Origin of the sequence: Pseudoalteromonas sp. TAB23 (assembly GCF_000498075.1) — a bacterium.
Classification (GTDB): domain Bacteria; phylum Pseudomonadota; class Gammaproteobacteria; order Enterobacterales; family Alteromonadaceae; genus Pseudoalteromonas; species Pseudoalteromonas arctica.
The window spans coordinates 1-24,542 of sequence record NZ_AUTP01000204.1; the positions used below are offsets into that span (position 1 = coordinate 1).

The window sequence follows — 24,542 nt, forward strand, 5'->3', positions numbered from 1 at the left end:
AAAAAAGTGTGCTTGGATACCATTCAGTTTCTGAGAATAGAAAGTCAGGGCCTTATCTACGGAGCAGTATTAAATACTAGACGCACAGGCAAGCTCACTGACTTCGATGTGATAAATGATAGCTAATCATTTATCAATGAGAGATACAAGACGCGCAGCTTGCTGGCGTGACGAGCAAAGCTCGTAATAGGGTTTATTCATGAAAGGGTTAAGAGCGCACTGTGCTTTAGAGAAGTAAACAGCCATGAAGTACTTATTTAAATGTCTTCTCATTTACTCCTCATTCGCTTCTCTTTGTGCAATTGGTGATGAATGCGTTAAGTGCTTTACTAAAAACGGCTATCAATTAAATTTATTCATAAAGACCTTATGAAAATACTGATATAATTTCAGTGCTAATTAAAAACTTAGTAACAAAGCTTTTACAAAGCAAAGGCTATTGCTTCACAATAGTGCACATGCTTTAATTAGTCGGCTAAAATACAAGTGCTCACCAAGGTTGGTGAGTAAGTGCAATATTAAAATAATTTTGGGATTCTACAATGGCGTTAAGCTGTAAATCACTCGCATCAATACTCGCAATACTAAGCATGACCGGCTGTACAATAGTACCAGGCAGCCACTTTGAAGGTATAGACTCAGGCGAGCAAACACAAAACCTCGAACAAGATCTCGAAAAAGTAAACATTCAAATAATCGACTCGCTACTAATAAATAAACAAAACCAAGCGCGTATAGCAGCTAAACCAATTTCAAGCACCGATGGTTTAAACGTAAGTAACTACGAATACAAACTAGGTGTTGGCGACGTACTAACAATAGGCGTATGGGATCACCCAGAGCTAACAATACCGGCAGCAGTACAACGTACCGCAGAGTTTGACGGTTTTAGAGTACAACGAGATGGCACCATTACTTACGCTTACGCACCAAATATACCCGCTGCAGGTAAAACAATAAGCCAAGTACGCAACGAGCTTGTAAAACGCCTAAGCCGAGTAATAGAAGACCCTCAAGTAGACGTAAAAGTAGTTGGCTTTAGAAGCCAAAAAACCTACGTTACCGGTGAAGTAAACAAGCCTGGTGTATACCCAGTAACCGAAATTCCACTTACCTTAATTGATGCCTTAAACCAGGCCGGCGGCTTAACTAGTGAGGCCGATTGGCGCACAGTTACATTTACCCGTGGCAACAAAACAGAAGTTATTAAACTTGATGACTTTTATGCCCATGGCGACATTTCGCAAAACCGTTTATTGCAACATGGCGATATAGTGCACGTAAACCGTAACGATGCACAAAAAATATTTGTATTAGGTGATGTTAAAAAAGCAGGTTCAGTAACGCTTAACCGTTATGGTTTAAACTTGGCCGAAGCGCTAAGTGACTCAGGCGGCTTAAACGAAAATACAGCCGACGCTAATGGCGTATTTGTACTGCGAAAAAGTGACGTAGAGCAAACCGGTATTATTGCAAACGTATACCAGTTACACGCTAAAAATATAGCGGCAATGGTATTAGCTGAGCAGTTTGAACTACAACCGCGCGACATTGTATATGTAACATCGGCACCACTTGCCCGTTGGAACCGTGTAATTAGCTTACTATTACCGTCAATTGCTACTGTAGATAGTGTTGACGATATAACTGCAAACTAAGGGTTTTTAAAAATGTTTGATTCAGTTTTAGTAGTGTGTGCAGGCAACATTTGCCGCAGCCCAACAGGTGAGTATGTTTTAAAGCAAAAGCTTGAAGGCAAAAATATTAAAGTATCGTCTGCAGGCTTAACAGCACTTGAAGGCAAACCAGCAGATGCAAAAGCAAAACAAATAGCACTCGCACATGGCGTTCATATGGATGCTCACCAAGGCCAGCAGCTTACATCAAGCTTAGTTGCACAAAATAGCGTAATACTCGTAATGGAAGAACGCCATTTGAACGACGTACATGCCCGCTACCCAGAGGCGCGCGGTAAAACGTTTTTACTGGGTAAGTGGATTAATAACGCTGAAATACCCGACCCTTACCGTCAAAGCCAAGAGGCTTTTGAACACGTTTATACATTAATCGACAGCGCGTGTAGCGCTTGGCAAAAGTATTTATAAGGAATGGCTAATTTAATGAATACCCAGCCGAATAACAGCGCTAGTAACGCTAATAATAAAAGCACTAATAACACACAACCAACGCAAGAAGTTGATTTAATGGCGCTACTTGGTGCATTGCTCGATCGCAAATATTTTATAGTAGCCGTAACTGCGCTATTTATGTTTGTAGGTGTTATTTATGCAGTATTAAGTACCCCTGTTTACCAAGCAACAGCCATGATACAAGTTGAAGACGGTGGCGCANATGTTCGAAAGTACATCGGCTGCAGTAACCGAAATAGAGCTACTAAAGTCGCGCAGTATAATAGGTGAAGCAGTAGACACTTTAAAGCTTGATGTAATAGCAGAGCCTAAGCTATTCCCGTTTATAGGTAGCCGAGCTTATCGTACTTTTACCCCAGTGGAAGATGGCGATTTAGCTGAGCCAAATTTTGGTGCTAACAGCTACGCATGGGGTGGTGAAAGCATAAATGTATTTAGATTTGACGTACCACGCTTTGCAATTAATCAGGGGTTTACCCTGGTAGCACAAGAAAATAATAGCCTTGCACTTTTAAATGGTGACGGCGAGCAAATATTATCGGGTAAAGTGGGCGAGGAGCTCACAAGCGGTAAATTTAACTTAACCGTACGTACTTTAAATGCACGCCCTGGTACAGAGTTTACAATTACCCGTAAAGATCGTCTAAATACTATTTTAGACCTTCAAACTGCAATTGGTGCAAGTGAAAAAGGGAAAGACTCAGGCATAATTAATTTAAGCTTACAAAGTATTAAACCAAGCTTCGCTGAAAAAGTGCTTGATAAAGTAGCCGCTATTTACGTACGCCGTAATGTTGAGCGCAATAGTGCTGAGGCGCAAAAGTCGCTGGAGTTTTTAGAAGTACAATTACCTGAAATTAAAAAACAGCTTGAATACGCAGAGCAACGCTTTAACGACTACCAAATTAAACGCCAATCAATAAACATAACGCTCGAAACACAAGGCGTGCTTGAGCAAGTTGTAAAGCTTGAAACCAAGTTACAAGAGCTAAACTTAAAGCGTTTAGATATTGGCCGAAAGTTTAAAAAAGATCACCCTTCGTACCAAGGTATACTTGAGCAAATAGAAGCGGTTGAAAGCCAAAAACAAGAGCTTGTTGGTGAGGTAGGTAACCTGCCAGAAACTCAACAAGAGCTACTACGTTTAAAGCGCGATGTTGAGGTAAGTAACCAAATTTACACGTTACTGCTTAGTAAAACACAAGAGCTTGATATAGTACGTGCTGGTACCGTAGGTAATGTACGTATTATTGACTACGCCGAGGTAAATACCAGCAAGCCAGTTAAACCTAAAAAAGCATTAATAGTGGTAATGGCCACTATGCTAGGTGGTATGTTAGCTGTGGCTATTGTGCTTATACAAAAAGCAATGCACAAAGGCGTTGAAGACCCAAGCGAAATTGAAGCGCTAGGCCTACCTGTATACGCAAGTGTACCGCACTCAGATTATCAAGATAAACTAAGTGGCTTTGCTGATCGAGCCCGTAAAAACAAAGTTAATAAGCCTAAAAGTATACTCGCACTTGATAACCCAGCCGACCTAGCAATTGAGGCACTACGTAGCTTACGTACCAGTTTGCACTTTGCGATGATGGAAGCTAAAAACAATATTATTGCCATATCGGGCCCAAGCCCAAGCGTAGGTAAATCGTTTATATCGGTTAACTTAGCAAGCGTGCTTGCGCAAAGTGGTAAAAAAGTACTTATTATTGATGCCGATATGCGCAAAGGCTACTTACAAACCCAGTTTGGTTTAAAGTGGGACGATGGCTTAAGTGATTATCTATCGGGCCGATTAAATCTAGAGCAAGTTACTAAACCAACCAAAGTTGAAGGCTTAAGTGTTATAACCCGGGGTCAAATACCGCCAAACCCATCAGAGTTATTAATGCATAGCAACTTTAGTAAATTAGTTGAAGAAGTAAGCGCTGCTTACGACATAATAATTATTGACACCCCTCCAATACTTGCAGTAACTGACCCTGCAATAGTAAGTGCGCATACAGGCACTACATTACTTGTAACGCGTTTTGGGCAAAATCATGTGCGAGAAATAGAGTTAACCCGTAATCGCTTTGAACAAAATGGTATCGATGTAAAAGGCGTGGTATTTAACGGTGTTGTTAAAAAAGCCAGTAATGCTTATGGGTATTACGGATACTATAATTATGAATATAAAAGCGATAAATAGCTTTATAGAGAACTATTGGATGTTTTTTTGATTAAGCTTAAAAAACAAACTATTACAGTGTAAATTAGCTATTTCACAAATAAAAAGCGTCTTGGGTAGTTGACTGTTTAGAACACACTTTATTTGTGAAGCAGTATACTAAGTTACATTCAATCTTATAAAAATTGTATTCTTTGTAAATATTTAACTTATTGAAATTTATAATTTAGATGGTTAACTTCTAAAATATAACCTTCAAATAGTAATATCTTTTAAGAATGACGATACAACAATGTACTAGTTTAGATGTAATGTACTCAAATAGGTCTTAAGGAATGATTAAAAGAGTTTTAAAGGGGGTTGCTTCTTCTTATTATGGGCAATTAGTCACAATTTTATTTCAGTTGGTATCAGTACCTCTTTTTTTGGAATATTGGGGACTAGAAAAGTACGCTCATTGGTTAGTACTTTATGCTATTCCATCAATGATTGTACTAATGGAGTTTGGAGTTTTTAATGTAATAACGAACCTTTTAAGTAGGAAAAAGGAATTGTTACTTTCATTAACTTCAACAGTAAATTCTATATTTATAGTAATCTCTATACTATTAGCACTAGTATTTCTTTCCTCTGATTCCGTGTATTTATTATGTATTTTATACGCTACTTTACTTTTATATTTTAACTTTTTAACCGCTTTATATCGAATTGAACTCGTATACCATATTGGCTCAACTATTTCGAATACTGCTAGACTAATTGAGTTTTCTTGTATCTTATTGTGCGTTTACTTTAATCATAGTATTATTGTCACATTTTGCTCTCTTATTGTAGTGAGAATAATATTTATTATTATTAGTGTAAGCGTGTTGAAAAGATATAAGATATATAGCACTGATTTGAAAAAAATATCAGTTAAAAATTTAAAAGAAATACCTTTGAATGATTTAAAGTTTACATTCTACTATCAACTAGGTCTTATCATTAATAATCAGGGATTGATTTTTATCATAAATCAGAAGTTTGGAGCTGCTTCTTTAGTTGTTTTTAATACTTTACGAGTTTTATTTAGATTGAGCAACCAATTTGTTGGTGCCTTTAACTCCCCGCTTTTTCAAGAGTACACAAAATTAGCTTGTAATGAGGAGGAGTCAAAATTAATAGATATCTTTAAAAAAAGTTTGATTGTAACTTTCGTTTCAGTTTTAGGATTGTTTTTAATTTTCTTCTTGTATGGAGAGTGTTTTTTACGATTTTGGCTTAAAAACGAATATAGTAACATGGCTATTCCTGAATTTTATTTTATCTTCATGTTGATAGCTTCCATGTTGAATGTACTTTGGCAACCCATAGTGAACCTTCTTATGGCTATAGCACAATATAGATTCTTCAGTTGTCTTTTTTTGAATATGCAAGCGATTCTGTGTTTAAACTTGTTAATCATAAGTGATTTTGTTTCTGTACCTGTCGTTATGTTATTAATTGACATGTTGTTTTTTATTACACTGCTTTTCTATGTTAAATATTTGATTGTAAATAGAAAGCTTTGTATATATAACAATAAAAAATAGGCCATCATTGTGCTTTTTTTGATCTCTTTAAATACACTCCTTATTTTTCTCATGTTAGTTTCTTACATGAAGAATAACCGTCCTATTGTACTTATTTTAATTGCATTTATATGCTTTTATTGGACGGTTCGGGCCGTAATGCTTTTTAGTGGGCACTACTCTATATACGCTTATTTAAATCCTTCAGCTACATATTCGTCTATAACTAATAGAGCTTTGATAGTGCTTTCCATCGCAGTACTATTTTTAGTATTAGGTTATTTTTACGGCTATAGTAAAAGTGAAAAAGCAATGTTTGTCGAAAGAACTCCTGAAGGAATAGACTTTTTAGTCGGCTTTGGGATTACATTAATGATATCAATTGCTTTTCCTGTGTTGATCTATGCCTATTTAATGTTTGTATCAATATATTTTTTTGTTAATGAAAGAAAAAAGATATTAGTAATATTACTTATGCTAATCACCCTCCTTATTCTACTGTTTATAAGCAATGACAGGAGAGATTACTTGAGTTACATACTAATGATAATCTTCATGTTTCTATATAAGGAGAAATTAAACTTACTTAAGTTATTTCTTTCATCTTTTCTTTCTTTATCAATTATTGTTTATATAAGTATTGCAATGAGAAGTGGGGACGCTTCATTTTCAATTTTGTTTGATAATTTTGAAACATTTATTGGAATTATTGAAGTTGAAACTGACTTCAGTATCCTATTCGATGATCTGGTATATATGATAGAAAAATTATTGTCTGGAAAAGCTGAATATTTGAATGGAATCTCTTTCATAAAGCCATTACTTTATCCTATACCCAGAGAAATTTTACCAGACAAGCCCGAAACACTAAGTATTCTATATTCAAAAGCATTTAATCCGTGGTTTTATGAGCAAGGAGGGTCTCAACCAATAACCATAATAGGGGATGTTTTTTGGAATTTTTCATACTTTGGATTTGTAGTGCTTTTTTTCTTTGGCTGGTTTTTAGGTAAAGCAGATAAAACGTATGTTCTATTTAAAAGTTCAAAATTTTCAGCATCAATAATAGGTACTTTATTTTGCTTTATATTTTCTGTTCTAAGAGGACCGTTTGATAACTTTATTATAATTATATTTTTTATATTAATAATTATTCCTCTAATTCATAGAAGGAGATATTTTTTATGAGCAGAAATATTAGTCTTGATTTAGTGCGTCTATTGGCAGCTCTCTTAGTTGTACTCGGACATCTTAGAGCTGCCGTTTTTGTTGACTTCGCAGATTCATATGACCAAGGTTTATTAGTGAAATGTTTTTACTTTTTAACTAGTTTTGGCCATGAAGCAGTTATCGTTTTTTTCGTGCTGAGCGGTTATTTTGTCGGTGGAAGTGTAATTGTAAAATGGAATGTTTTTGATTTTAAAAAATATTTTATTGCAAGAATAGTTAGATTAGAGGTTGTACTTATTCCATCACTGTTATTTTCATTCATAATCGGTGTCTATATTAACTCATTGAATATAGGTCTATTAGATGGGGGCTATATCGATATGCTTAACAGTGGCCCTATTAACGACTCAGGTGAAAGCCAATCAATACTGACACTCTTTTTAAATTCAATATTTTTACAGGGATTCATATCACCTGTTTATGCGTTAAATGGACCACTCTGGAGTCTAGCATATGAATTTTGGTTTTATATGTTATTTCCGCTGATGTTTTTTGTATATAAAAAAAATATTTTTGCTTTTATAACTTTATCAATATTGCTTGTGTTTTTATTTTTATTCATAGGAAAAGGCGATTTTATTTTAGGTTTTTGCTTCTGGCTTATCGGTGTGCTTTTTTTCTTACTTACTCGAAAAAAAAATGAATTTAATACTTCTTTGACTGTATTACTATTTCTTCTATTTATAATTTCATGTGTATTAAAGAAGGTGTTTGTAGGTGGTCATTTTGGTGATTTCTTTATAGCAATGACATTTGGTTTTTTTATATTATCTACTCACGACATTAACTATTCTAAGAAAGTAAGAGCTGTTATTTGCTTTTTGTCTGACTCGTCATACTCACTATATTTATTTCATTTTCCAATTGTTTTATTGTTTTTTTCTTTAGATGGATTGTATGATTTGCAGAAACAATTATCTATAGATAGTTTTATTTACTATGTTTTTTTATTGACGATAATATATCTAGTTTCATTTTTATTTTATTTTATATTTGAAAAAAACACATTTCATTTTAAAAAATTATTGCTTAGGTGGACGTAATGAAAAAAATAAGTGTTGTAGCGAGGCCTGATCATAGTCTTAATATCTTTAATAGAATTAAAAGTGTTAGTACTAAAGATATATATTTCAACTTTTTTACATTTAATATATTTTATGAAAAGTCCATAGTGAGGAAAGTAGTAAAAAAGATAGATTTTATAAAGAGTGATGTAAAAGTATCTTTTTTAATAACATTTTTTGAGCATGTAAATCGATTTTTTATTTCCAAAGGGATTGATACAGGGAGGTTTTTTTATGCAATTTGTAACTTGTACTTTTCTGTAGTAATACCTAAATCTAAACTGTTACATGTATGGCCAATGTATGCTTATGGGGATTGGGTTAGAAATAGAGCTGATGTGGTATTAGCTGAATGCTATGAAGCAAACCCACTATATGTTAAAAAAGTATTCGCTGAAGAGTATGCTAAATATGATGTTGGTATTAGCAAGGTCAAACTTTTTAGGGATGTACATAATCATGATGTGCTCACTCATTTCGAGCATATTATTGTGCCTTCAAAATATATTGTACAATCGTATTCTGGATATATTGACAAGAGTAAATTTATAGTTAACCCATTCGGCACTTTGGGGCTAGAATTTAATGGAAGATCAAAAACTTTAAATAAAAATAAAAAATTTGTGTTTGTTGGTAAAGTTTGTCTCGAAAAAGGATTCGGTAGGTTTTTGGAAGCAATTAGTGAACTACAAGGTATTGAGTTTATCTTTATAGGTGCTATAGATAATATTTGTCAGAAATTGATAACAGAAAAGAAACAATATCTATCCTCTGTTAAATTTTTAGGCCGGAAGAATAAAGACGAATTATTCAATATTGTAAAAACATGTGATTTTATTTTCCTACCTAGCTTATCAGATGCATATAGTCTTGCTGTCATGGAAGGGCTATCGTTTGGTTTACCTTGCCTGATATCAAATAAGACAGGAAATTTGGAAGATGTACATTTTCATAAATTAGGTGATAGTTTTGATGTGGACTGTAAAATAGATTTTGTAAAAAAAATCCATCAATTTAATACCATGACTGATTTTCACTACACAGAATATATATCTAATATTCAGACATATTTTAATTCAGAGGCTAGTGGATATATTAAAAGGCTTAATGAAATATATGAGAGAAATTTATAAATGAAAATGTGTTTTTTTCAACCAGCAGTACCGAAATATAGAGTACCTTTTTTTGAAGAGGTGTGTAATAACTTTTCTGGCGACGTTTTAATATATTCATCAGAAATTGATTTCTTAAACGTTAAATCAGTAGAATATGAAAAAGTCAAAATTGTTGGGACATTTTTAAAGTTTGGCCCGTTTTACTGGCAAAAAAAATTAGGCGTACCCTACTTGGTTAAAGATGATATAGCCGTTATTAATGGTAACTGTAGAATCCTTAACTATATGTTTCTTTTTTTTTATTATAAGTTTAAAGGTGTTAAAGTCATTTGGTGGGGGCAAGGTTGGACTGCTGGGAAAAGGGGGATATTAGCTAAAATTAGAAGAAGGTTAATGTTACTTTCTGATGGTATTGCTCTTTATACAGATAAAGAGGCTATTGAGCTTCACTTACCCAGTGTAGTAGGGCTCAATAATGGATTGAAAAATATTGATTACCCTCTGGTCAGGACAATTGAAGATCAACCTTTAAAAGGCCTTTTTATTGGTAGGATTACAGAAAAATCTAATTTTTCAATTTTATTAACTTCCCTAAAATATATAACTATAGATTTTGAGTTGCATGTAATTGGTACATGTAGTGAGCTTGATGATTTAAAACTTGAAGCTACTAAAATAAATAGCAATATAAAGGTTATTTGGTACGGCGAGGTTTTCAACGAAAAGGATATATGTGAAATTGCCATAAACTGTCATTTTTTTGTTTATCCTGGGGCTGTTGGTTTAAGTTTAATACATGCATTCAACTATGGCTTACCTGCTCTGATACATGATAAAGAATGTTTGCATATGCCTGAATTTGCAGCTTTTGAAATAGATAAAAATGGTATTCTTTTTCGTTGTGGAAATCCAAAATCGTTAGCGGAAAAGATAAATGATTTAGATTTTAAAAAAGTTACTTCAATGTCCGAATATGCTCGTTTGACCGTGCTTAATTCATTCAATACAAGTGATATGGCATTAAGGTTTTGCAAACTAATTGAGTTAGTATATGAAAAAGATAATAATTAATGCAAGTAATTTACATGTAGGTGGTGGAGTTCAAGTTGCAGTATCTTTCATTTCAGAGTTTCTTGAAATAATAAATAAAAATGAATTTAGTGATACCCAATTTGATTTTATAATATCAAAGACTGTAAAAGATAACTTATCTACAAGTTTTAATCTTTCAAGACTTAACGTGGTTAATGTCTATGGCTATACGCGGTTAAGTGAGTTACCAAAAGCATTACTTGAAACATGTGATATTTTCTTTACTATTTTTGGGCCAATTTACTTCAGAAGTAATTCTAGGGTTGAGATAACAGGCTTTGCACAACCTTGGATTGCATACCCCGATAACCTTGCTTATAGGCAGTTAGGTATAGGTTCACGCATAAAAAACAAACTTATTTTTCAATTGAAAAACTATTTCTTTAAACGTAGTAATAAGTTTATTGTTGAGGCACAGCATGTCAAAGATGCTTTAATTGCTAAAAGAGGGTATTCAAAAAGAGATATTTATGTTGTTAGTAACACTGTTTCAGCTATTTATGATACTCCTGAATTATGGAAGCCTATTAAAATAGAAAAAAGTAATTTATATACGATTGGTTTTATGGGTCGAAATTACCCTCATAAAAATTTAAAAAGATTGAACGAAGTTAATAAAATTCTTATATCAAAATATAATTTTAAATGTCGATTCTTATTAACTTTAAGTGATGCTGAAATGGCTGAATGTGGTTTTGAAACTGAAGTTGACTTTATTTCTACAGGCCCTTTAACTATTGAACAATGCCCTACTTTTTATAAAAAAATTGATGCTCTTATTTTTCCTAGTCTATTAGAATGCTTCTCTGCAACACCAGTAGAAGCCTTAAAAATGGGTACACTAGTTATAGCTTCTGATCTACCATTTATCCGAGGTGTTTGTGAAGATTCAGCCAGGTATTTTGACCCGATGGATAATGAAAGTATAGCCTTAGCTATTTTTAATTCATGTAATGAACATGAAAAAAATGAGCAATTCATCCAAAAAGGGAGGTTACTTATTGAAAAACTTCCAAGTGCTCAGGATAGAGCTCAATTATATCTTAAAATTTTATTGAACTTATAAGTGTAGGAATAACATGTTTATTGGAAAGGTTTTATTAATAACTGGTGGTACAGGTTCTTTTGGTAATGCTGTATTAAATCGTTTTTTAGGCACTGACATTAAAGAAATTCGTATTTTTTCTCGTGATGAGAAAAAGCAAGACGACATGCGTAAAGCATTTAATAATGAAAAATTAAAATTTTATATTGGTGATGTACGCGATCCACAAAGTATTTCTACAGCAATGCGTGGCGTTGACTACGTGTTTCATGCTGCAGCTTTAAAGCAAGTGCCTTCATGTGAATTTTACCCGTTAGAGGCCGTTAAAACCAACGTGCTAGGTACTGAAAATGTACTGGAATCGGCTATTTTTCATGGTGTTAGCCGCGTTGTATGTTTAAGTACCGATAAAGCCGTTTACCCAATTAACGCAATGGGTATTTCTAAGGCAATGATGGAAAAAGTGATTGTTGCCAAAAGCCGCAACTTAGAAGGTACAAACACAGTTATTTCGGGTACACGCTACGGTAACGTAATGGCTTCTCGAGGCTCTGTTATTCCTTTGTTTATTCGACAAGTAATCGAAAATACACCCATTACATTAACAGATCCTTCAATGACTCGCTTTATGATGACATTAGATGATGCCGTTGATTTAGTACTACATGCTTTTGAAAATGGCACTAATGGTGATATTTTTGTACAAAAAGCGCCTGCAGCGACTATTGAAGTGTTAACACAAGCAATACTTGAAATGATTGGCAAGCCAGAGCATAAAGTTAATGTTATTGGCACACGCCACGGTGAGAAGTTATTTGAAGCATTGTGCAGCCGTGAAGAAATGTTTGTTGCACAAGATCAAGGCGAATATTACCGAGTTCCTGCAGATAACCGCGATTTAAATTATGCGCAATATACAGACGAAGGCGATAAAGATTTGTCTACTATTGAAGACTATAACTCTCATAATACAGAGCGCTTAGATGTTGAAGGAATGAAGCAGCTACTGCGTAAACTTGACTTTATGCGTGATATTGAAGCAGGTAAATTAATAGTACCAGAAGGTGTGTAATGAATATTTTAGTAACTGGTGCTAATGGTTTTATTGGTCGAAACTTATGTGTGCATTTAAAAGAAGCTGGGTTTGAAAATGTTGAAAAAATCACCCGCGATGATGACGACATAAGTATTGATGAAAAAGTAAAAAATGCTGATTTTATATATCATTTAGCCGGTATAAATAGACCTAAAAATGATGATGAGTTTAAACAAGGCAATACAGATTTAACTCAAAAAATAGTAAATACACTTGTTAACAACAAGCGTAGTACGCCAATTTTACTTACGTCATCAATTCAAGCTGAATTAAATAATCCTTATGGGGTAAGTAAAGCGGGCGCAGAATCAGCTATTGCTGCTTACGGAGAAAAAACAGGTAGTGCTGCTTATATTTACAGATTACCGAATGTTTTTGGTAAGTGGTGTAAACCTAATTACAATTCTGCAGTGGCTACCTTTTGTTATAATACAATAAACAACTTACCAATTACTGTACACAATGCTGATGCACCCCTTAGTCTTGTTTATATAGATGATGTTTGCCATGAGTTTGTTAGTTTACTAACCAATACGCCTTCAGAGCCTAAAGAATATAGTCAAGTGGAGCCAGTTTACAAAACTACAGTAGGTAAAGTTGTTAGCTTATTGAGTGACTTTAAACAAAGCCGCAGCTCTTTAATAACTAACAAGGTAGGCGTTGGTTTTGAGCGCGCACTTTATTCTACTTATTTAAGCTATTTTAAGCCTGAGCAATTTACTTACGATGTACCGAGTTACACTGACGAACGTGGCTCATTTAGCGAAATGCTTAAAACAACTGATTCTGGTCAGTTTTCATTTTTTACAGCACACCCAGGGATCACTCGCGGTGGGCATTATCATCATTCGAAAAATGAAAAGTTTTTAGTGTTAAAGGGCGAAGCTCGATTTAAATTTAAACAGATTGCTACTGGTGAAGAGTACGAGGTTAATACCTCAGAAGCTGTTCGTACAATAGTAGAAACAGTACCTGGTTGGACTCATGATATAACGAATGTTGGCTCAGAAGAGTTAATAGTCATGCTTTGGGCAAATGAAATATTTGACAGAGACAAGCCAGACACTGTTGCAATGGCTTTATAAAGCTGTTTTTTAAATTTCAGATTTTAAGTGAGTAAAATGAAAAAGTTAAAAGTAATGTCAGTTGTGGGAACACGACCAGAAATAATTCGTTTATCTCGAGTACTCGCTAAGCTTGATGAGCACTGTGAACATATATTAGTTCATACAGGCCAAAATTATGATTTTGAGCTTAATGAAGTATTTTTTAACGATTTAGGTGTTAGAAAGCCTGATTACTTTTTAAATGCTGCAGGTAAAAATGCTGCTGAAACAATTGGCCAAGTAATCATTAAAGTTGATGAAGTACTTGAAGAGGTTATGCCCGAGGCCATGCTTGTATTGGGTGATACAAATTCGTGTATATCAGCTATACCAGCAAAGCGCCGTAAGGTTCCTATATTTCATATGGAAGCTGGTAATCGTTGTTTTGATCAGCGAGTACCTGAAGAAACTAACCGTAAAATAGTCGATCATACTGCTGATATTAACCTTACTTACAGCACTATTGCGAGAGACTATTTGTTGGCTGAGGGAATTCCTGCTGATCGTATTATTAAAACAGGCAGCCCGATGTTTGAAGTGCTGACACATTATATGCCTCAAATTGATTCATCAAATGTATTAAAAGAGCTTGAGCTTAAAAAAGGTCAGTTTTTTGTAGTGAGTGCTCACCGAGAAGAAAACGTTGATTCTCCAAAGCAGCTTATAAACTTAGCAAATACGCTTAACGCGGTTGCTGAGCATTATGATATGCCTGTAATAATTTCGACTCACCCGCGCACAAGAAACAGAATAGAAGCACAAGGAATTGAGTTTCATAAAAATATTAGGTTATTAAAACCGTTAGGTTTTCATGATTATAATAACTTACAAAAAAATGCTAAGGCTGTACTTTCTGATAGTGGGACCATTAACGAAGAGTCTTCGATAATGAATTTTCCTGCATTGAATCTTCGTGAAGCGCATGAGCGACCTGAGGGAATGGAAGAAGCTTCGGTAATGATGGTTGGTTTAGGTGTAGAGCGTGTTATGCAAGGCTTGCAAATACTTGAGTCGCAACCAGCGGGTGAACAACGATTATTACGTCAAGTGTACGATTATAGTATGCCAAATGTAGCTGATAAGGTGGTTAGAATTATTCATTCTTATACTGACTATGTTAATCGCGTGGTTTGGAAAAAATATTAATGAAATTAGCGCTAATAATTGATGATTATTTACCAGATAGCACAAGAGTAGGCGCTAAGATGTTTCATGACTTGGCGCTTGAACTTATATCAATGGGGCATAATGTAACAGTAATTACGCCTGCTGTAGGGCAAGCAAAAAAAGTTACTGAGCAGAGTGTTGAAGGGGTTAGAGTTTGGCGCTTTAGTTCAGGCCCAATTAAAGATGTAGGCAAAGTAACTCGGGCTTTAAATGAAACTTTGCTTTCATTTAAAGCTTGGTCAGCTATTAAGGGAAATGTTAACGAGCACACATTTGATGGAGTTATTTATTACTCGCCTTCTATTTTTTTTGGTGGTTTGGTTAATAATATTAAAAAGCACTGTAAATGCCCGTCTTACCTTGTATTAAGAGATTTATTCCCTCAATGGGTAATTGATGCAGGGATGATTAAAAAAGGTTCGTTAATTGAGAAATATTTTAAGTTTTTTGAACAGCGATCGTATAAAGCTGCGAATACTATTGGCTTAATGTCAGAAAAAAATATAGAAGTATTTAAGCAAAGTAACCAAGATAAGTATCCAATAGAGGTTTTGCGCAATTGGGCTGATATAAAGCCTGTTATCGCTGAGGGTGCAGATACCTCTTTTCGCTCTCAGTTACAATTACAAAACAAAATTATCTACTTTTATGGCGGTAACATTGGGCATGCGCAAAATATGGCAAACTTAATGCGCTTAGCCAAAAATATGCAGCACTGTACGCAGGCTCACTTTTTATTTATAGGCCAGGGCGATGAGGTGGAACTTATTAACCAACTTGCTGAGCAGTGGAATTTAAAAAACTATACTTATTTACCATCAGTTGATCAGAATGAATTTAAAAAAGTGTTAGCTGAAGTGGATGTAGGAATGTTTTCTTTATCAGCTGAGCATACTGCACATAACTTTCCGGGCAAGCTATTAGGGTATATGGTTCAGTCTCTTCCTATTTTAGGTAGTGTAAACAGCGGCAATGACTTAAAAATGTTAGTTAACTTAAATCAGGCTGGGTATATTACTATAAACGGTGATGATGAACAGCTATTGAAAGATGCCGTAAGTTTATATGAAAGTGCAAGCTTAAGAAAAAAAGTTGGCTGTAATGCATATGAGCTACTTAAAAATGAATTCTCGGTTACCTCAATAGCTGAAAATTTAGTAAGTAAATTAAAACAATAAAGTAGTTAAAAACTTACCTGCTCATTCTATTTGATTTATCTAATTATTCATCAAAAACGTACTTGAATTTATGTCGTAATAGATTTTTGATATAACGATTTTGTACTGTCTGTTTAAAGTTAGCTCTATTAATTTTTATTACTATATAGCTCAATGATAAATCTGATTTTATCATTGAGCTAATTTGTATGTTAAGTATAAAGCTAAAAATGCCTAATACCTTAGGTTGGTCTAACTTTTTCGGTAGTGCCCTTGATAAGACAAAGAATTAAGACTTTAGAGAGTGCTTATTTAGATCTCTAAACAACAACTCAACTTTTAAGTTGCATCAAATAATACTTTTAATGTTACTTAATATTACTAATAATATGCTTATTTAAAGTAAGCAGTTTAAGTGCTAGTTATTAGCTAAATACTCAAGTTTTTATTTATATTTTTAGCTCTAGTTAGCATGTTTTAAAAAATATGGATTTTATATGTTTTTAGATCTGCTTTTTACTTTTTTTATTGCTTTTGCAGTGTTGTTTTTTATGCGTAAGGTGGCGCGGCAAGTTGGTTTAGTTGATAAACCCTCAGGCCGTAAGATGCATACAGGTAATATACCTTTGGTTGGAGGAGTCGCTATATGTATTACTATAGTGCAATACATATATTCACACCCTGGTATGATTAACCACGCTAATTTGTTTATGTGTTGCATTGCCGGCTTGACCATTGTTGGGGCATTAGATGACAGGTATGACTTGAGCGTAAAAATACGCATGCTGATACAAACTCTTATATCTATAGCAATGATTTACTTTGCTCAAGCAGAGTTGGTTTCACTTGGAGATATATTAGGGTTTGGTGACATTAGCTTGGGCTATGGTTATGTAGGTGGGCTAATTACCGTATTAGCCGTTATAGGCTGTATTAATGCTTTTAATATGGTTGATGGCATAGATGGTCTTTTAGGTGGACTTTCGGTAGTTACATTTGGTGCGATTGGTATTTTATTGAGTATGGCTAATGAGCAAAGCTTAAGTTATTTATGCTTGTTATTGGTTGTATGTATGATCCCTTATATTGTTATGAACCTAGGCCTTATAGGCCGTGAGCGTAGAGTATTCATGGGTGATGCAGGAAGTATGATGATTGGCTTTACTGTTATTTGGCTATTAATTGGCGCAAGCCAAACTCCAGGGAACCCTATGATACGCCCAGTAACCGCATTGTGGTTAATTGCATTACCATTAATGGATATGGCTGCAATTATGATACGCCGTGTTAAACAAGGTAAATCTCCGTTTAAGCCCGATCGCGAACATTTACACCATATATGCCAACGCTTAGGTTGCTCGCCTACACAAACACTTATTTTAATATGCTCTATTGCATCTGTATTTGCAGGTGTAGGTATAATTGGCGAGATTTTTGTAATACCAGAATTTTTAATGTTTTATAGTTTTATAGTTATTTTTGCAGCTTATTTAGTTGTACTAATTAACTACTGTAAAATTATAAACTTTTTTAGACGCAAGTTAGATCTACCAGAAAAACAATATTCTGCGAGTAAGTAAAATTACTTGAGCGCGAAGTAAATTGGCGTCTACAGGATGGCATCTGTTGTAGGTGAGGCTTTATACCTTGCTTTTATAAAGATGAATTACTTAAGTGCGAAGTGAATTCGTACCTACTGGGTGAATATATTGTAGGTGAGGTTTTACACCTCGCTTTTGTAAAGGTAAATTACTTAAGTGCGCAGTAAATTCAAATCTACAAAGAACGCGTTCATCAGAATTGTCACCACTTTTATTTTACTATTAAGCAAAAAAACCTTAGGTGATTTACTCACAAATAAATTAAAGAGTTAATGCACTTTAAAAGCGCACCTTAGGTAAAGCTCTGAGACCGTCGAGTAATATCATTCGATTTTACATTTTGGCTAAAGCCTTTTCACTAGAGCCTAATTTATAACTCTGATAGAATCATTTTATTACTTATTAACTAATCTTAAAGGATTAATATGAAAATTGCCGTAGTAGGTACAGGCTATGTAGGCCTTTCTAACGCTATGTTGCTAGCACAACACAATGAAGTGGTTGCATTAGATATAGACGAACAAAAAATAGCGCTATTGAATGATAAAAAGTCTCCAATTGTTGATACCGAAATTAGTGAGTTTTTAACACGTAGTGATTTAAATTTTACAGCGACTACCGACAAAGTAGCAGCCTATAAAAATGCAGATTTTGTAATTATTGCCACACCCACTGATTACGATGTTGAAAATAATTACTTTAATACAAACTCTGTAGAGGCTGTAATTAAAGATGCCACAGCACATAACCCAAATGCAGTTATGGTTATTAAATCGACGGTACCTGTTGGCTTTACGCAAGGTATTAAAGAAAAACTTGGCATTAATAACTTAATATTTTCGCCAGAGTTTTTACGTGAAGGTAAAGCTCTACACGATAACCTATACCCATCGCGTATTGTTGTTGGCGAGCAAAGTGAGCGTGCAAGTGTGTTTGCTAACTTACTTAAGCAAGGCGCTATTAAAGAAGATATTGAAGTCCTTTTTACTGACTCAACTGAAGCAGAAGCTATTAAGCTGTTCTCGAACACTTATTTAGCAATGCGTGTGGCTTATTTTAATGAGCTTGATAGCTACGCTGAAGCACATGGCTTAAACAGTAAGCAAATTATACAGGGCGTTAGTTTAGACCCTCGCATAGGTAGCCATTACAATAATCCATCGTTTGGTTACGGTGGTTACTGTTTGCCAAAAGACACTAAGCAACTACGTGCAAACTATGCAAATGTACCAAACAATATTATTGGTGCAATTGTTGATGCTAATACCACACGTAAAGACTTTATTGCGGACTCAATAATTAAACGTAGCCCTAAAGTAGTTGGTGTGTATCGTTTAGTAATGAAAACAGGGTCTGATAACTTTAGAGCCTCTGCCATCCAAGGCATTATGAAGCGCATTAAAGCGAAAGGTATTGAGGTAGTAGTTTACGAACCAGTACTTGAAGAAAATGAGTTTTATCACTCTCGTGTCATTAAAGACTTAAATGAGTTTAAGCAAATATCTGACGTTGTTGTATCTAACCGCATGGTCGATGAATTGAGTGATATTGCTGACAAAGTTTATACTCGCGATTTATTTGGTAGCGATTAATAAACAAAGTTTAAAGGTTAAAGGTTAAAGGCTAAAGTATAAGTCAAAAACTAAGGCAGATTTATATTAGGGGGCGTTGTGCAGTTTGAGAACTTAAATGTATGGCAACGCTCTGCCGATTTAGCTTGTGAAGTTTTTATTTATTTTAAGGCAAGTAAGCAATTTGGTTTAAAAGATCAAATTACACGCTCTGCATTATCAATTTCATCAAATATTGCTGAGGGTTATGAGAGAAAGACAGCTAAAGATTACTGCCGTTTTCTCTCTTACTCTAAAGGTAGTTGTGGTGAGCTTCGCTCACAAATATATATTGCCTTAAAAATTGGTGAGGTTGATATAAAAACAGCAGAAATCTGGATAGAAGAGTCTAGGCAGTTATCAAAAATGATATCTGCCTTAATGAAAACTATTGAAACTTGGGATTAGGCTTTTAGTCTTCAACTTTCAACTTTCAACTTTCAACTTTCAACTTTCAACTTTCAACTTTATCAGCTTAAAGATTAGGAAATTATGAAATATTTAGTAACAGGTGCGGCTGGTTTTATTGGCGCGGCAACATGTCAAAAATTATTAGCGGCGGGCCATGTTGTAGTCGGTATTGATAACCTTAATGACTATTACGATGTAAATTTAAAACTAGCACGTTTAGCGCAGTTTGAAAGTCATGAAGCGTTTTCATTTATTAAGCTTGATATAAGTGAACGCCCAGCAATGAGCGAATTATTTAAAGCACAGCAGTTTGACAAAGTAATACATTTGGCAGCGCAAGCCGGTGTTAGATATTCAATAGAAAACCCTGATGCTTATGCCGATTCTAACTTAGTAGGGCACTTAAATGTGCTTGAAGGGTGTCGTAATAATAAAGTTAAGCACTTGGTTTATGCTTCATCTAGCTCTGTATATGGCTTAAACGAAAAAACACCGTTTGAAACAACCGACAGTGTTGATCACCCCGTGTCGTTTTACGCTGCAACTAAAAAAGCGAATGAGCTAATGGCGCATAGCTATTCTCATTTATATAGTTTACCTACAACAGGCTTACGCTTTTTTACCGTTTATGGCCCATGGGGTCGCCCAGATATGGCACCTTATATTTTTACTAAAAAAATACTTGCCGGCGACACTATTGATATAAACAACAATGGCGATATGTGGCGTGACTTTACTTACATTGATGACATAGTAGAAGGTGTTGTTCGTGCTGCTGATTTTATACCTGTTGCAAACCCAGATTGGAGAGTTGAAACAGGTTCGCCAGCTTCTAGCTCTGCGCCGTATGCGGTATATAATATTGGTCATGGTAGCCCAATAAACCTAATGAAGTTTATTGAAGCTATTGAAGCTGAACTAGGCACTGAAGCTAAAAAGAACTTCCGTGAAATGCAAGCCGGCGATGTTTATAAAACTTATGCTGATACTACAGATTTATTTAATGCAACAGGCTATAAAGCGCAGGTTGGGGTTAAGCAAGGCGTGAGTGAGCTTATTAAGTGGTATAAAGACTTTTATAAATAAAATTACAATTTTTAAGTCATTTAAAAACACTGCTTTCAATTTGAGGCAGTGTTTTTTATTGGCTTAAATAAAGTAAGGTTAGCTGAGCGCGAAGTAAATTCGCACCTACAGGGTGGCATATGTTGTAGGTGAGGTTTTATACCTCGCTTTTTGTAAAATTAAATTATATGAGCGCGAAGTAAATTCGCATCTACAGGGTGTTAAAAGTTTGCAAATACACCTAACCTAGCAAACGTTTCCCCGTATACATCCTTTCCTTGATATAGCTCAGCTCCCCAACTTTTAGCGCCCATTATTGGTTTACTTAACTTGCGTGTGTATGCCGTTTGTAGTTCGTAACTTGTTTTATAACTTTCGCTCTTATTTTCAAGCATGCGAATGGTGGTATTTAAGCTTTCTATTTTACTTAATTGCCAATGCCAGTTTACGCTCATCGATTTAGCTGGAGTGTAGTCACTGTAATCGTGTTCATCACCCGCCCAGTGGCCAATGACATTGCCTGAATTACGGTTGCCATCTAAATATAAGTGGTTACTATACCAGCTAACTTGCCAATTACTGTGCTCAAAACGTAGGCTGTGGTTGTTAGTAATAAAAGGTAAATAAATACCAAAGCTATATGCATTATTTCTACCACCACCCAATGTATCTTCAAGTGCTACTTCACCGTATAACTCATAAGGCAGTGCATAAATGCTATTGTTGTATGCGAATGTAATTGAGCCCAGTTGATCCCCAAGCTCATAATCTTCACCTAACTCTTGAGCGTCATCGCTATTGATATTATCTTTACTACCAGGACTAAAAAAACCTTCAGTAAAATCTTTAATTGTAACGCTTCGCGGACCACCACCAAACTGCAATAAGCGGCTTAAGCCTATTGTTAAGTTATCTGTTGCTGCAAAACTAGTGTGCAAGCCAAATAAATATGGCTTGCCTGGTTCGTAAACTCTAGCTACACCATCCTGCCTTCCTTCTCTTAAAATTCCGCTTTGCTCTGTCATTTTACTAATAAACATATCGTAACGAATATTAAAGCTGGTTATTGGCTCTACATTGCTAAGCGTTATAGAGGGGGTTGTTTTAGCTTGTGTGCTTAATAGCATGGCACTGTCGTTAAATGGTGAGTACCAATGCTCTCGGTAACCTACATCTAGCTGCGCATACTTATTACCGAGATAAAAAAAACTTTGTGTAGGTAATATTTCGTCTTCGTTGGCGATGCCTGCAACACTTACACCAAAGTAACGCCCGAAGTTAGCGTAAGCGCCGCCTTCAACAATTAAGTTGGTTTTAGTGGTTTGGCCGCGTTGGTTAGGCAGTGTTTTATCTTTTGTGCCTGCAGCAAGTGTTACTTTTGCAAACGCCCCCGCATCGCTTTGAATGTAAGGGCTAAGTTGGTACGAAAGTGTTTGATATAGTTCTGGGTAAGTATGCCTTACTGTTTGCAGCACTCTATAAATATCGTGCGCTTTATAAGGCTTACTCATAATATGTGTATTTTTACTTACGGCTAAAAGTCGTTGTACTTGGTGCTCAAGTTCTGGGGCTTGATTTAAAGGTAAATAAGGTGATACGCCACCTTTAGCAACAGCATTTGCACTGATTGCCATCCCGATAAACAGTGATATTTTTTTGAGCATAATTATTCCGTTAGCAAAAATTTGTTTAAGTAAAAACGTTAACGCGAGGTTAGCAATAAACGCCTAAGTAAGGAAGAAAAAAGGGATATTTTAGTGGGGATATAGAAGCAAGCTATCATTCGCGGGTGATAGACTATGCGTTAAATTCGAGCGCATTCTTGCATGTAGTGTTTTGCTATAAAGCAGGCGGTGAACGCATTTAATAAGTTATACCTACAAAAAATAGATTTATAAGTTATTTATTCACAAAGAGGTTAAGAGGGCGCTTCGCTTTAGAGAAGTAAAAATACATAATTACTATTGTTTTAATGTCTTCTCATTTACTCCTCTTTTGCTTCTCTTTGTGCGATAAGGTTTTAAGTAATTTATTCACAAAGAGGCTAAGAGGGCGCTGCGCTTTAGAGAAGTAAAAATACATAATTACTATTGTTTTAATGTTTTCTCATTTACTCCTCATTTGCTTCTCTTCCCCCTGTGTCAGGATAGTTGTCGCCTCTAACTTTTAATAGAGGCAGATAAAATGAGACGTCGATTTACACAAGAATTTAAAGTTCAAGCTGTTGAAAAAGCATTATCTCAATGTGATGATGTTCGTCTAGAAGATATTGCGCTTGATTTAGGCATCGGTTATTCAACCTTGCAACGATGGATCACGCTTGCTAAAAACCATGAACTTGAAACTAAAAATAATGGTAATCACATGACAACAGAAAAACGCCCTCATGACTGGAGCTTAGAAGAAAGGCTTAACGCCATTATTGAATGTGCGAGTTTAGATGAAGCAGCTCTTAATGAATATTGCCGCGCTAAGGGGCTTTACCCGCATCATATTAAACAATGGAAGCAAGATTTTGCTAAAGGGCCTTCAACGAAGCCCGTAAAATCAGACAGTAAACAGCTCAAACAAGAAATTAAGCAGCTTCAAAAAGAGCTTAATCGTAAAGACAAAGCGTTAGCAGAAACAGCCGCCTTACTCGTACTCAAAAAAAAAGCAGATGCGCTTTGGGGTTTCAACGAGGACGATTAACCAGCTCAACTGAGCGTCATGAATTGATAAAGCTCATTACCGACGCGCAGAAATCAGGGGCAAGGCAAGAAAAAGCATGTGAGTTACTTGGTCTAACGGCAAGAACAATTCAACGCTGGATTGAAGCTGATGATATGACAGATAAGCGAACAAGTACGATAAAGCGACCACCTAACAGGCTAACTGAATTAGAGCAACAGCGTATAATTAAGACTGTTAATTCAATAGAATATGGACATTTACCACCCAGTAAGATAGTCCCTAAACTATTGGATAAAGGTGTGTGGATAGCATCAGAAAGCTCGTTTTATCGCGTTATGAAATCACATGAATTATTAACACACAGAGAAAAAGTTAAACCAAATAAAAAGATAAAAAAGCCAAAAGCACTCAGGGCAACACGTGTAAACGAAATTTATACATGGGATATCACGTATTTGCCAACAGCTGTTAAAGGTCAGTTTTTATACTTATATTTAGTGATGGATATTTATAGTCGAAAAATAGTTGGTTGGCAGGTTCATGACACACAACTAAGCACACTGGCGGCTGATTTAATGGTAGATATTTGCAGGCGAGAGCAAGTAAATCCTGAGCAAGTCACGCTGCACTCGGATAATGGCAGTCCAATGAAAGGGGCAACGTTATTAGCGACATTGCAGGAGTTAGGTATTGTTCCTTCATTTAGCCGACCGTCTGTGAGTAATGATAATCCTTATTCTGAATCGCTATTTAAGACGTTAAAGTATCGCCCGGAATACCCTGAGAAAGCCTTTGAAAGCATGGGTAGCGCAAGAAAGTGGGTTAGCGGATTTGTTGATTGGTACAACGATGAGCACTTGCACAGCGGTATTAAATTTGTCACGCCAAACCAGCGTCATTTAGGATTAGATGAAGCGATACTAGCGAAACGTCATCAGGTAAATGAGATGGCGAAATTACAGAATCCAAGTCGTTGGTCAGGAAAGTCTCGAGATTGGACGATGATCAATGAAGTAGATTTAAATCCAGAGAAAAAAGAAGAAGTACGGGCGGCATAAAATTTAACTTGATGCGACAACTAACTTGAAAAACTCCGTCTTTGTGCAATAAGGTTTTAAGTAATTTATTCACAAAAAGGTCAAGAGGGCGCTACGCTTTAGTGAAGGCAAAAGTAGGTAGTCTATTAAGTATAAATATTAAAAGCTGTGTTTTTTACGTGAGCAAGCTTCACGCCTGCCGG

Annotated in this window: 18 protein-coding genes and 1 pseudogene; 18 read left to right on the forward strand and 1 reads right to left on the reverse strand. The window is 35.3% G+C overall.

What is annotated here, in order from left to right; all coding sequences use genetic code 11:
- Positions 1 to 542 precede the first annotated feature (542 nt).
- From L654_RS0110540 to L654_RS0110620, 17 genes and pseudogenes are all read left to right on the forward strand, one after another.
- On the forward strand, positions 543 to 1,658 hold the full coding sequence (locus L654_RS0110540; RefSeq protein WP_024607977.1) for a polysaccharide export protein: 1,116 nt from the start codon (positions 543 to 545) through the stop codon (positions 1,656 to 1,658).
- Between the two features lie 12 nt (positions 1,659 to 1,670).
- Complete coding sequence (locus L654_RS0110545) at positions 1,671 to 2,105, forward strand: low molecular weight protein-tyrosine-phosphatase (protein ID WP_024607978.1); 435 nt, start codon at positions 1,671 to 1,673, stop codon at positions 2,103 to 2,105.
- A gap of 15 nt (positions 2,106 to 2,120) precedes the next feature.
- Positions 2,121 to 4,341: pseudogene (locus tag L654_RS01000000125910) on the forward strand (polysaccharide biosynthesis tyrosine autokinase).
- A gap of 314 nt (positions 4,342 to 4,655) precedes the next feature.
- A complete protein-coding gene (locus tag L654_RS0110555; RefSeq protein ID WP_024607979.1) occupies positions 4,656 to 5,891 on the forward strand; it encodes a hypothetical protein in 1,236 nt (411 codons plus the stop codon).
- A 9-nt stretch (positions 5,892 to 5,900) separates the two neighbouring features.
- Positions 5,901 to 7,058, forward strand: a complete 1,158-nt coding sequence (locus L654_RS0110560; protein ID WP_024607980.1) for an oligosaccharide repeat unit polymerase — start codon at positions 5,901 to 5,903, stop codon at positions 7,056 to 7,058.
- The gene (locus L654_RS1000000128265) at positions 7,055 to 8,143 is read left to right on the forward strand and encodes an acyltransferase (RefSeq protein WP_024607981.1); all 1,089 of its coding nucleotides are present in this window, start codon (positions 7,055 to 7,057) and stop codon (positions 8,141 to 8,143) included. The genes L654_RS0110560 and L654_RS1000000128265 overlap by 4 nt, the downstream gene beginning before the upstream one ends.
- Positions 8,143 to 9,297: a glycosyltransferase gene (locus L654_RS0110570; RefSeq protein WP_024607982.1), complete on the forward strand. Its 1,155-nt coding sequence runs from the start codon at positions 8,143 to 8,145 to the stop codon at positions 9,295 to 9,297. Before L654_RS1000000128265 ends, L654_RS0110570 begins: the two co-directional genes overlap by 1 nt.
- Complete coding sequence (locus L654_RS0110575) at positions 9,298 to 10,350, forward strand: glycosyltransferase (protein ID WP_024607983.1); 1,053 nt, start codon at positions 9,298 to 9,300, stop codon at positions 10,348 to 10,350.
- Entirely contained in the window at positions 10,331 to 11,437 is a 1,107-nt protein-coding gene (locus L654_RS0110580; protein ID WP_024607984.1) for a glycosyltransferase, read from the forward strand. Before L654_RS0110575 ends, L654_RS0110580 begins: the two co-directional genes overlap by 20 nt.
- Before the next feature lie 13 nt (positions 11,438 to 11,450).
- Entirely contained in the window at positions 11,451 to 12,488 is a 1,038-nt protein-coding gene (locus L654_RS0110585) for a polysaccharide biosynthesis protein (RefSeq protein ID WP_024607985.1), read from the forward strand.
- Positions 12,488 to 13,597: a capsular polysaccharide biosynthesis protein CapF gene (locus L654_RS0110590; protein ID WP_024607986.1), complete on the forward strand. Its 1,110-nt coding sequence runs from the start codon at positions 12,488 to 12,490 to the stop codon at positions 13,595 to 13,597. The genes L654_RS0110585 and L654_RS0110590 overlap by 1 nt, the downstream gene beginning before the upstream one ends.
- A gap of 36 nt (positions 13,598 to 13,633) precedes the next feature.
- Positions 13,634 to 14,764, forward strand: a complete 1,131-nt coding sequence (gene wecB, locus L654_RS0110595) for a UDP-N-acetylglucosamine 2-epimerase (non-hydrolyzing) (RefSeq protein ID WP_024607987.1) — start codon at positions 13,634 to 13,636, stop codon at positions 14,762 to 14,764.
- Positions 14,764 to 15,963 (forward strand): glycosyltransferase family 4 protein, encoded by a 1,200-nt coding sequence (locus L654_RS0110600; protein WP_029753576.1) that lies wholly within the window; start codon positions 14,764 to 14,766, stop codon positions 15,961 to 15,963. The genes wecB and L654_RS0110600 overlap by 1 nt, the downstream gene beginning before the upstream one ends.
- 476 nt (positions 15,964 to 16,439) lie before the next feature.
- Positions 16,440 to 17,522, forward strand: coding sequence for a UDP-N-acetylglucosamine--undecaprenyl-phosphate N-acetylglucosaminephosphotransferase (wecA, locus tag L654_RS0110605; protein ID WP_024607988.1), 1,083 nt, complete (start codon positions 16,440 to 16,442; stop codon positions 17,520 to 17,522).
- A 446-nt stretch (positions 17,523 to 17,968) separates the two neighbouring features.
- The gene (locus L654_RS0110610; RefSeq protein ID WP_024607989.1) at positions 17,969 to 19,135 is read left to right on the forward strand and encodes a nucleotide sugar dehydrogenase; all 1,167 of its coding nucleotides are present in this window, start codon (positions 17,969 to 17,971) and stop codon (positions 19,133 to 19,135) included.
- Positions 19,136 to 19,213: 78 nt separating this feature from the next.
- Positions 19,214 to 19,561, forward strand: a complete 348-nt coding sequence (locus L654_RS0110615; RefSeq protein ID WP_024607990.1) for a four helix bundle protein — start codon at positions 19,214 to 19,216, stop codon at positions 19,559 to 19,561.
- 84 nt (positions 19,562 to 19,645) lie between these two features.
- Positions 19,646 to 20,650 (forward strand): NAD-dependent epimerase, encoded by a 1,005-nt coding sequence (locus L654_RS0110620; protein ID WP_024607991.1) that lies wholly within the window; start codon positions 19,646 to 19,648, stop codon positions 20,648 to 20,650.
- 200 nt (positions 20,651 to 20,850) lie between these two features.
- Here the strand turns inward: L654_RS0110620 and L654_RS0110625 are convergent, their stop codons facing one another.
- Complete coding sequence (locus L654_RS0110625) at positions 20,851 to 22,293, reverse strand: capsule assembly Wzi family protein (RefSeq protein ID WP_024607992.1); 1,443 nt, start codon at positions 22,291 to 22,293, stop codon at positions 20,851 to 20,853.
- 520 nt (positions 22,294 to 22,813) lie between these two features.
- On the opposite strand from L654_RS0110625, the gene L654_RS0110635 reads away from it, so the two are divergent.
- Positions 22,814 to 24,360, forward strand: a protein-coding gene (locus L654_RS0110635) for an IS3 family transposase (protein ID WP_139016099.1) whose coding sequence is annotated in 2 segments (ribosomal slippage) — positions 22,814 to 23,273 and positions 23,273 to 24,360 — 1,548 coding nt in all. Because the reading frame shifts where the segments join, the coding sequence is not laid out codon by codon here.
- Positions 24,361 to 24,542 lie beyond the last annotated feature (182 nt).

Excerpts from the sequence above, each read along its gene's own strand:
- L654_RS0110540 (WP_024607977.1), top strand. The coding sequence starts at position 543 with ATGGCGTTAAGCTGTAAATCACTCGCATCAATACTCGCAATACTAAGC.
- L654_RS0110545 (WP_024607978.1), top strand. The coding sequence starts at position 1,671 with ATGTTTGATTCAGTTTTAGTAGTGTGTGCAGGCAACATTTGCCGCAGC.
- L654_RS0110555 (WP_024607979.1), top strand. The coding sequence starts at position 4,656 with ATGATTAAAAGAGTTTTAAAGGGGGTTGCTTCTTCTTATTATGGGCAA.
- L654_RS1000000128265 (WP_024607981.1), top strand. The coding sequence starts at position 7,055 with ATGAGCAGAAATATTAGTCTTGATTTAGTGCGTCTATTGGCAGCTCTC.
- L654_RS0110570 (WP_024607982.1), top strand. The coding sequence starts at position 8,143 with ATGAAAAAAATAAGTGTTGTAGCGAGGCCTGATCATAGTCTTAATATC.
- L654_RS0110575 (WP_024607983.1), top strand. The coding sequence starts at position 9,298 with ATGAAAATGTGTTTTTTTCAACCAGCAGTACCGAAATATAGAGTACCT.
- L654_RS0110580 (WP_024607984.1), top strand. The coding sequence starts at position 10,331 with ATGAAAAAGATAATAATTAATGCAAGTAATTTACATGTAGGTGGTGGA.
- L654_RS0110585 (WP_024607985.1), top strand. The coding sequence starts at position 11,451 with ATGTTTATTGGAAAGGTTTTATTAATAACTGGTGGTACAGGTTCTTTT.
- L654_RS0110590 (WP_024607986.1), top strand. The coding sequence starts at position 12,488 with ATGAATATTTTAGTAACTGGTGCTAATGGTTTTATTGGTCGAAACTTA.
- wecB (WP_024607987.1), top strand. The coding sequence starts at position 13,634 with ATGAAAAAGTTAAAAGTAATGTCAGTTGTGGGAACACGACCAGAAATA.
- L654_RS0110600 (WP_029753576.1), top strand. The coding sequence starts at position 14,764 with ATGAAATTAGCGCTAATAATTGATGATTATTTACCAGATAGCACAAGA.
- wecA (WP_024607988.1), top strand. The coding sequence starts at position 16,440 with ATGTTTTTAGATCTGCTTTTTACTTTTTTTATTGCTTTTGCAGTGTTG.
- L654_RS0110610 (WP_024607989.1), top strand. The coding sequence starts at position 17,969 with ATGAAAATTGCCGTAGTAGGTACAGGCTATGTAGGCCTTTCTAACGCT.
- L654_RS0110620 (WP_024607991.1), top strand. The coding sequence starts at position 19,646 with ATGAAATATTTAGTAACAGGTGCGGCTGGTTTTATTGGCGCGGCAACA.
- L654_RS0110625 (WP_024607992.1), bottom strand. The coding sequence starts at position 22,293 with ATGCTCAAAAAAATATCACTGTTTATCGGGATGGCAATCAGTGCAAAT.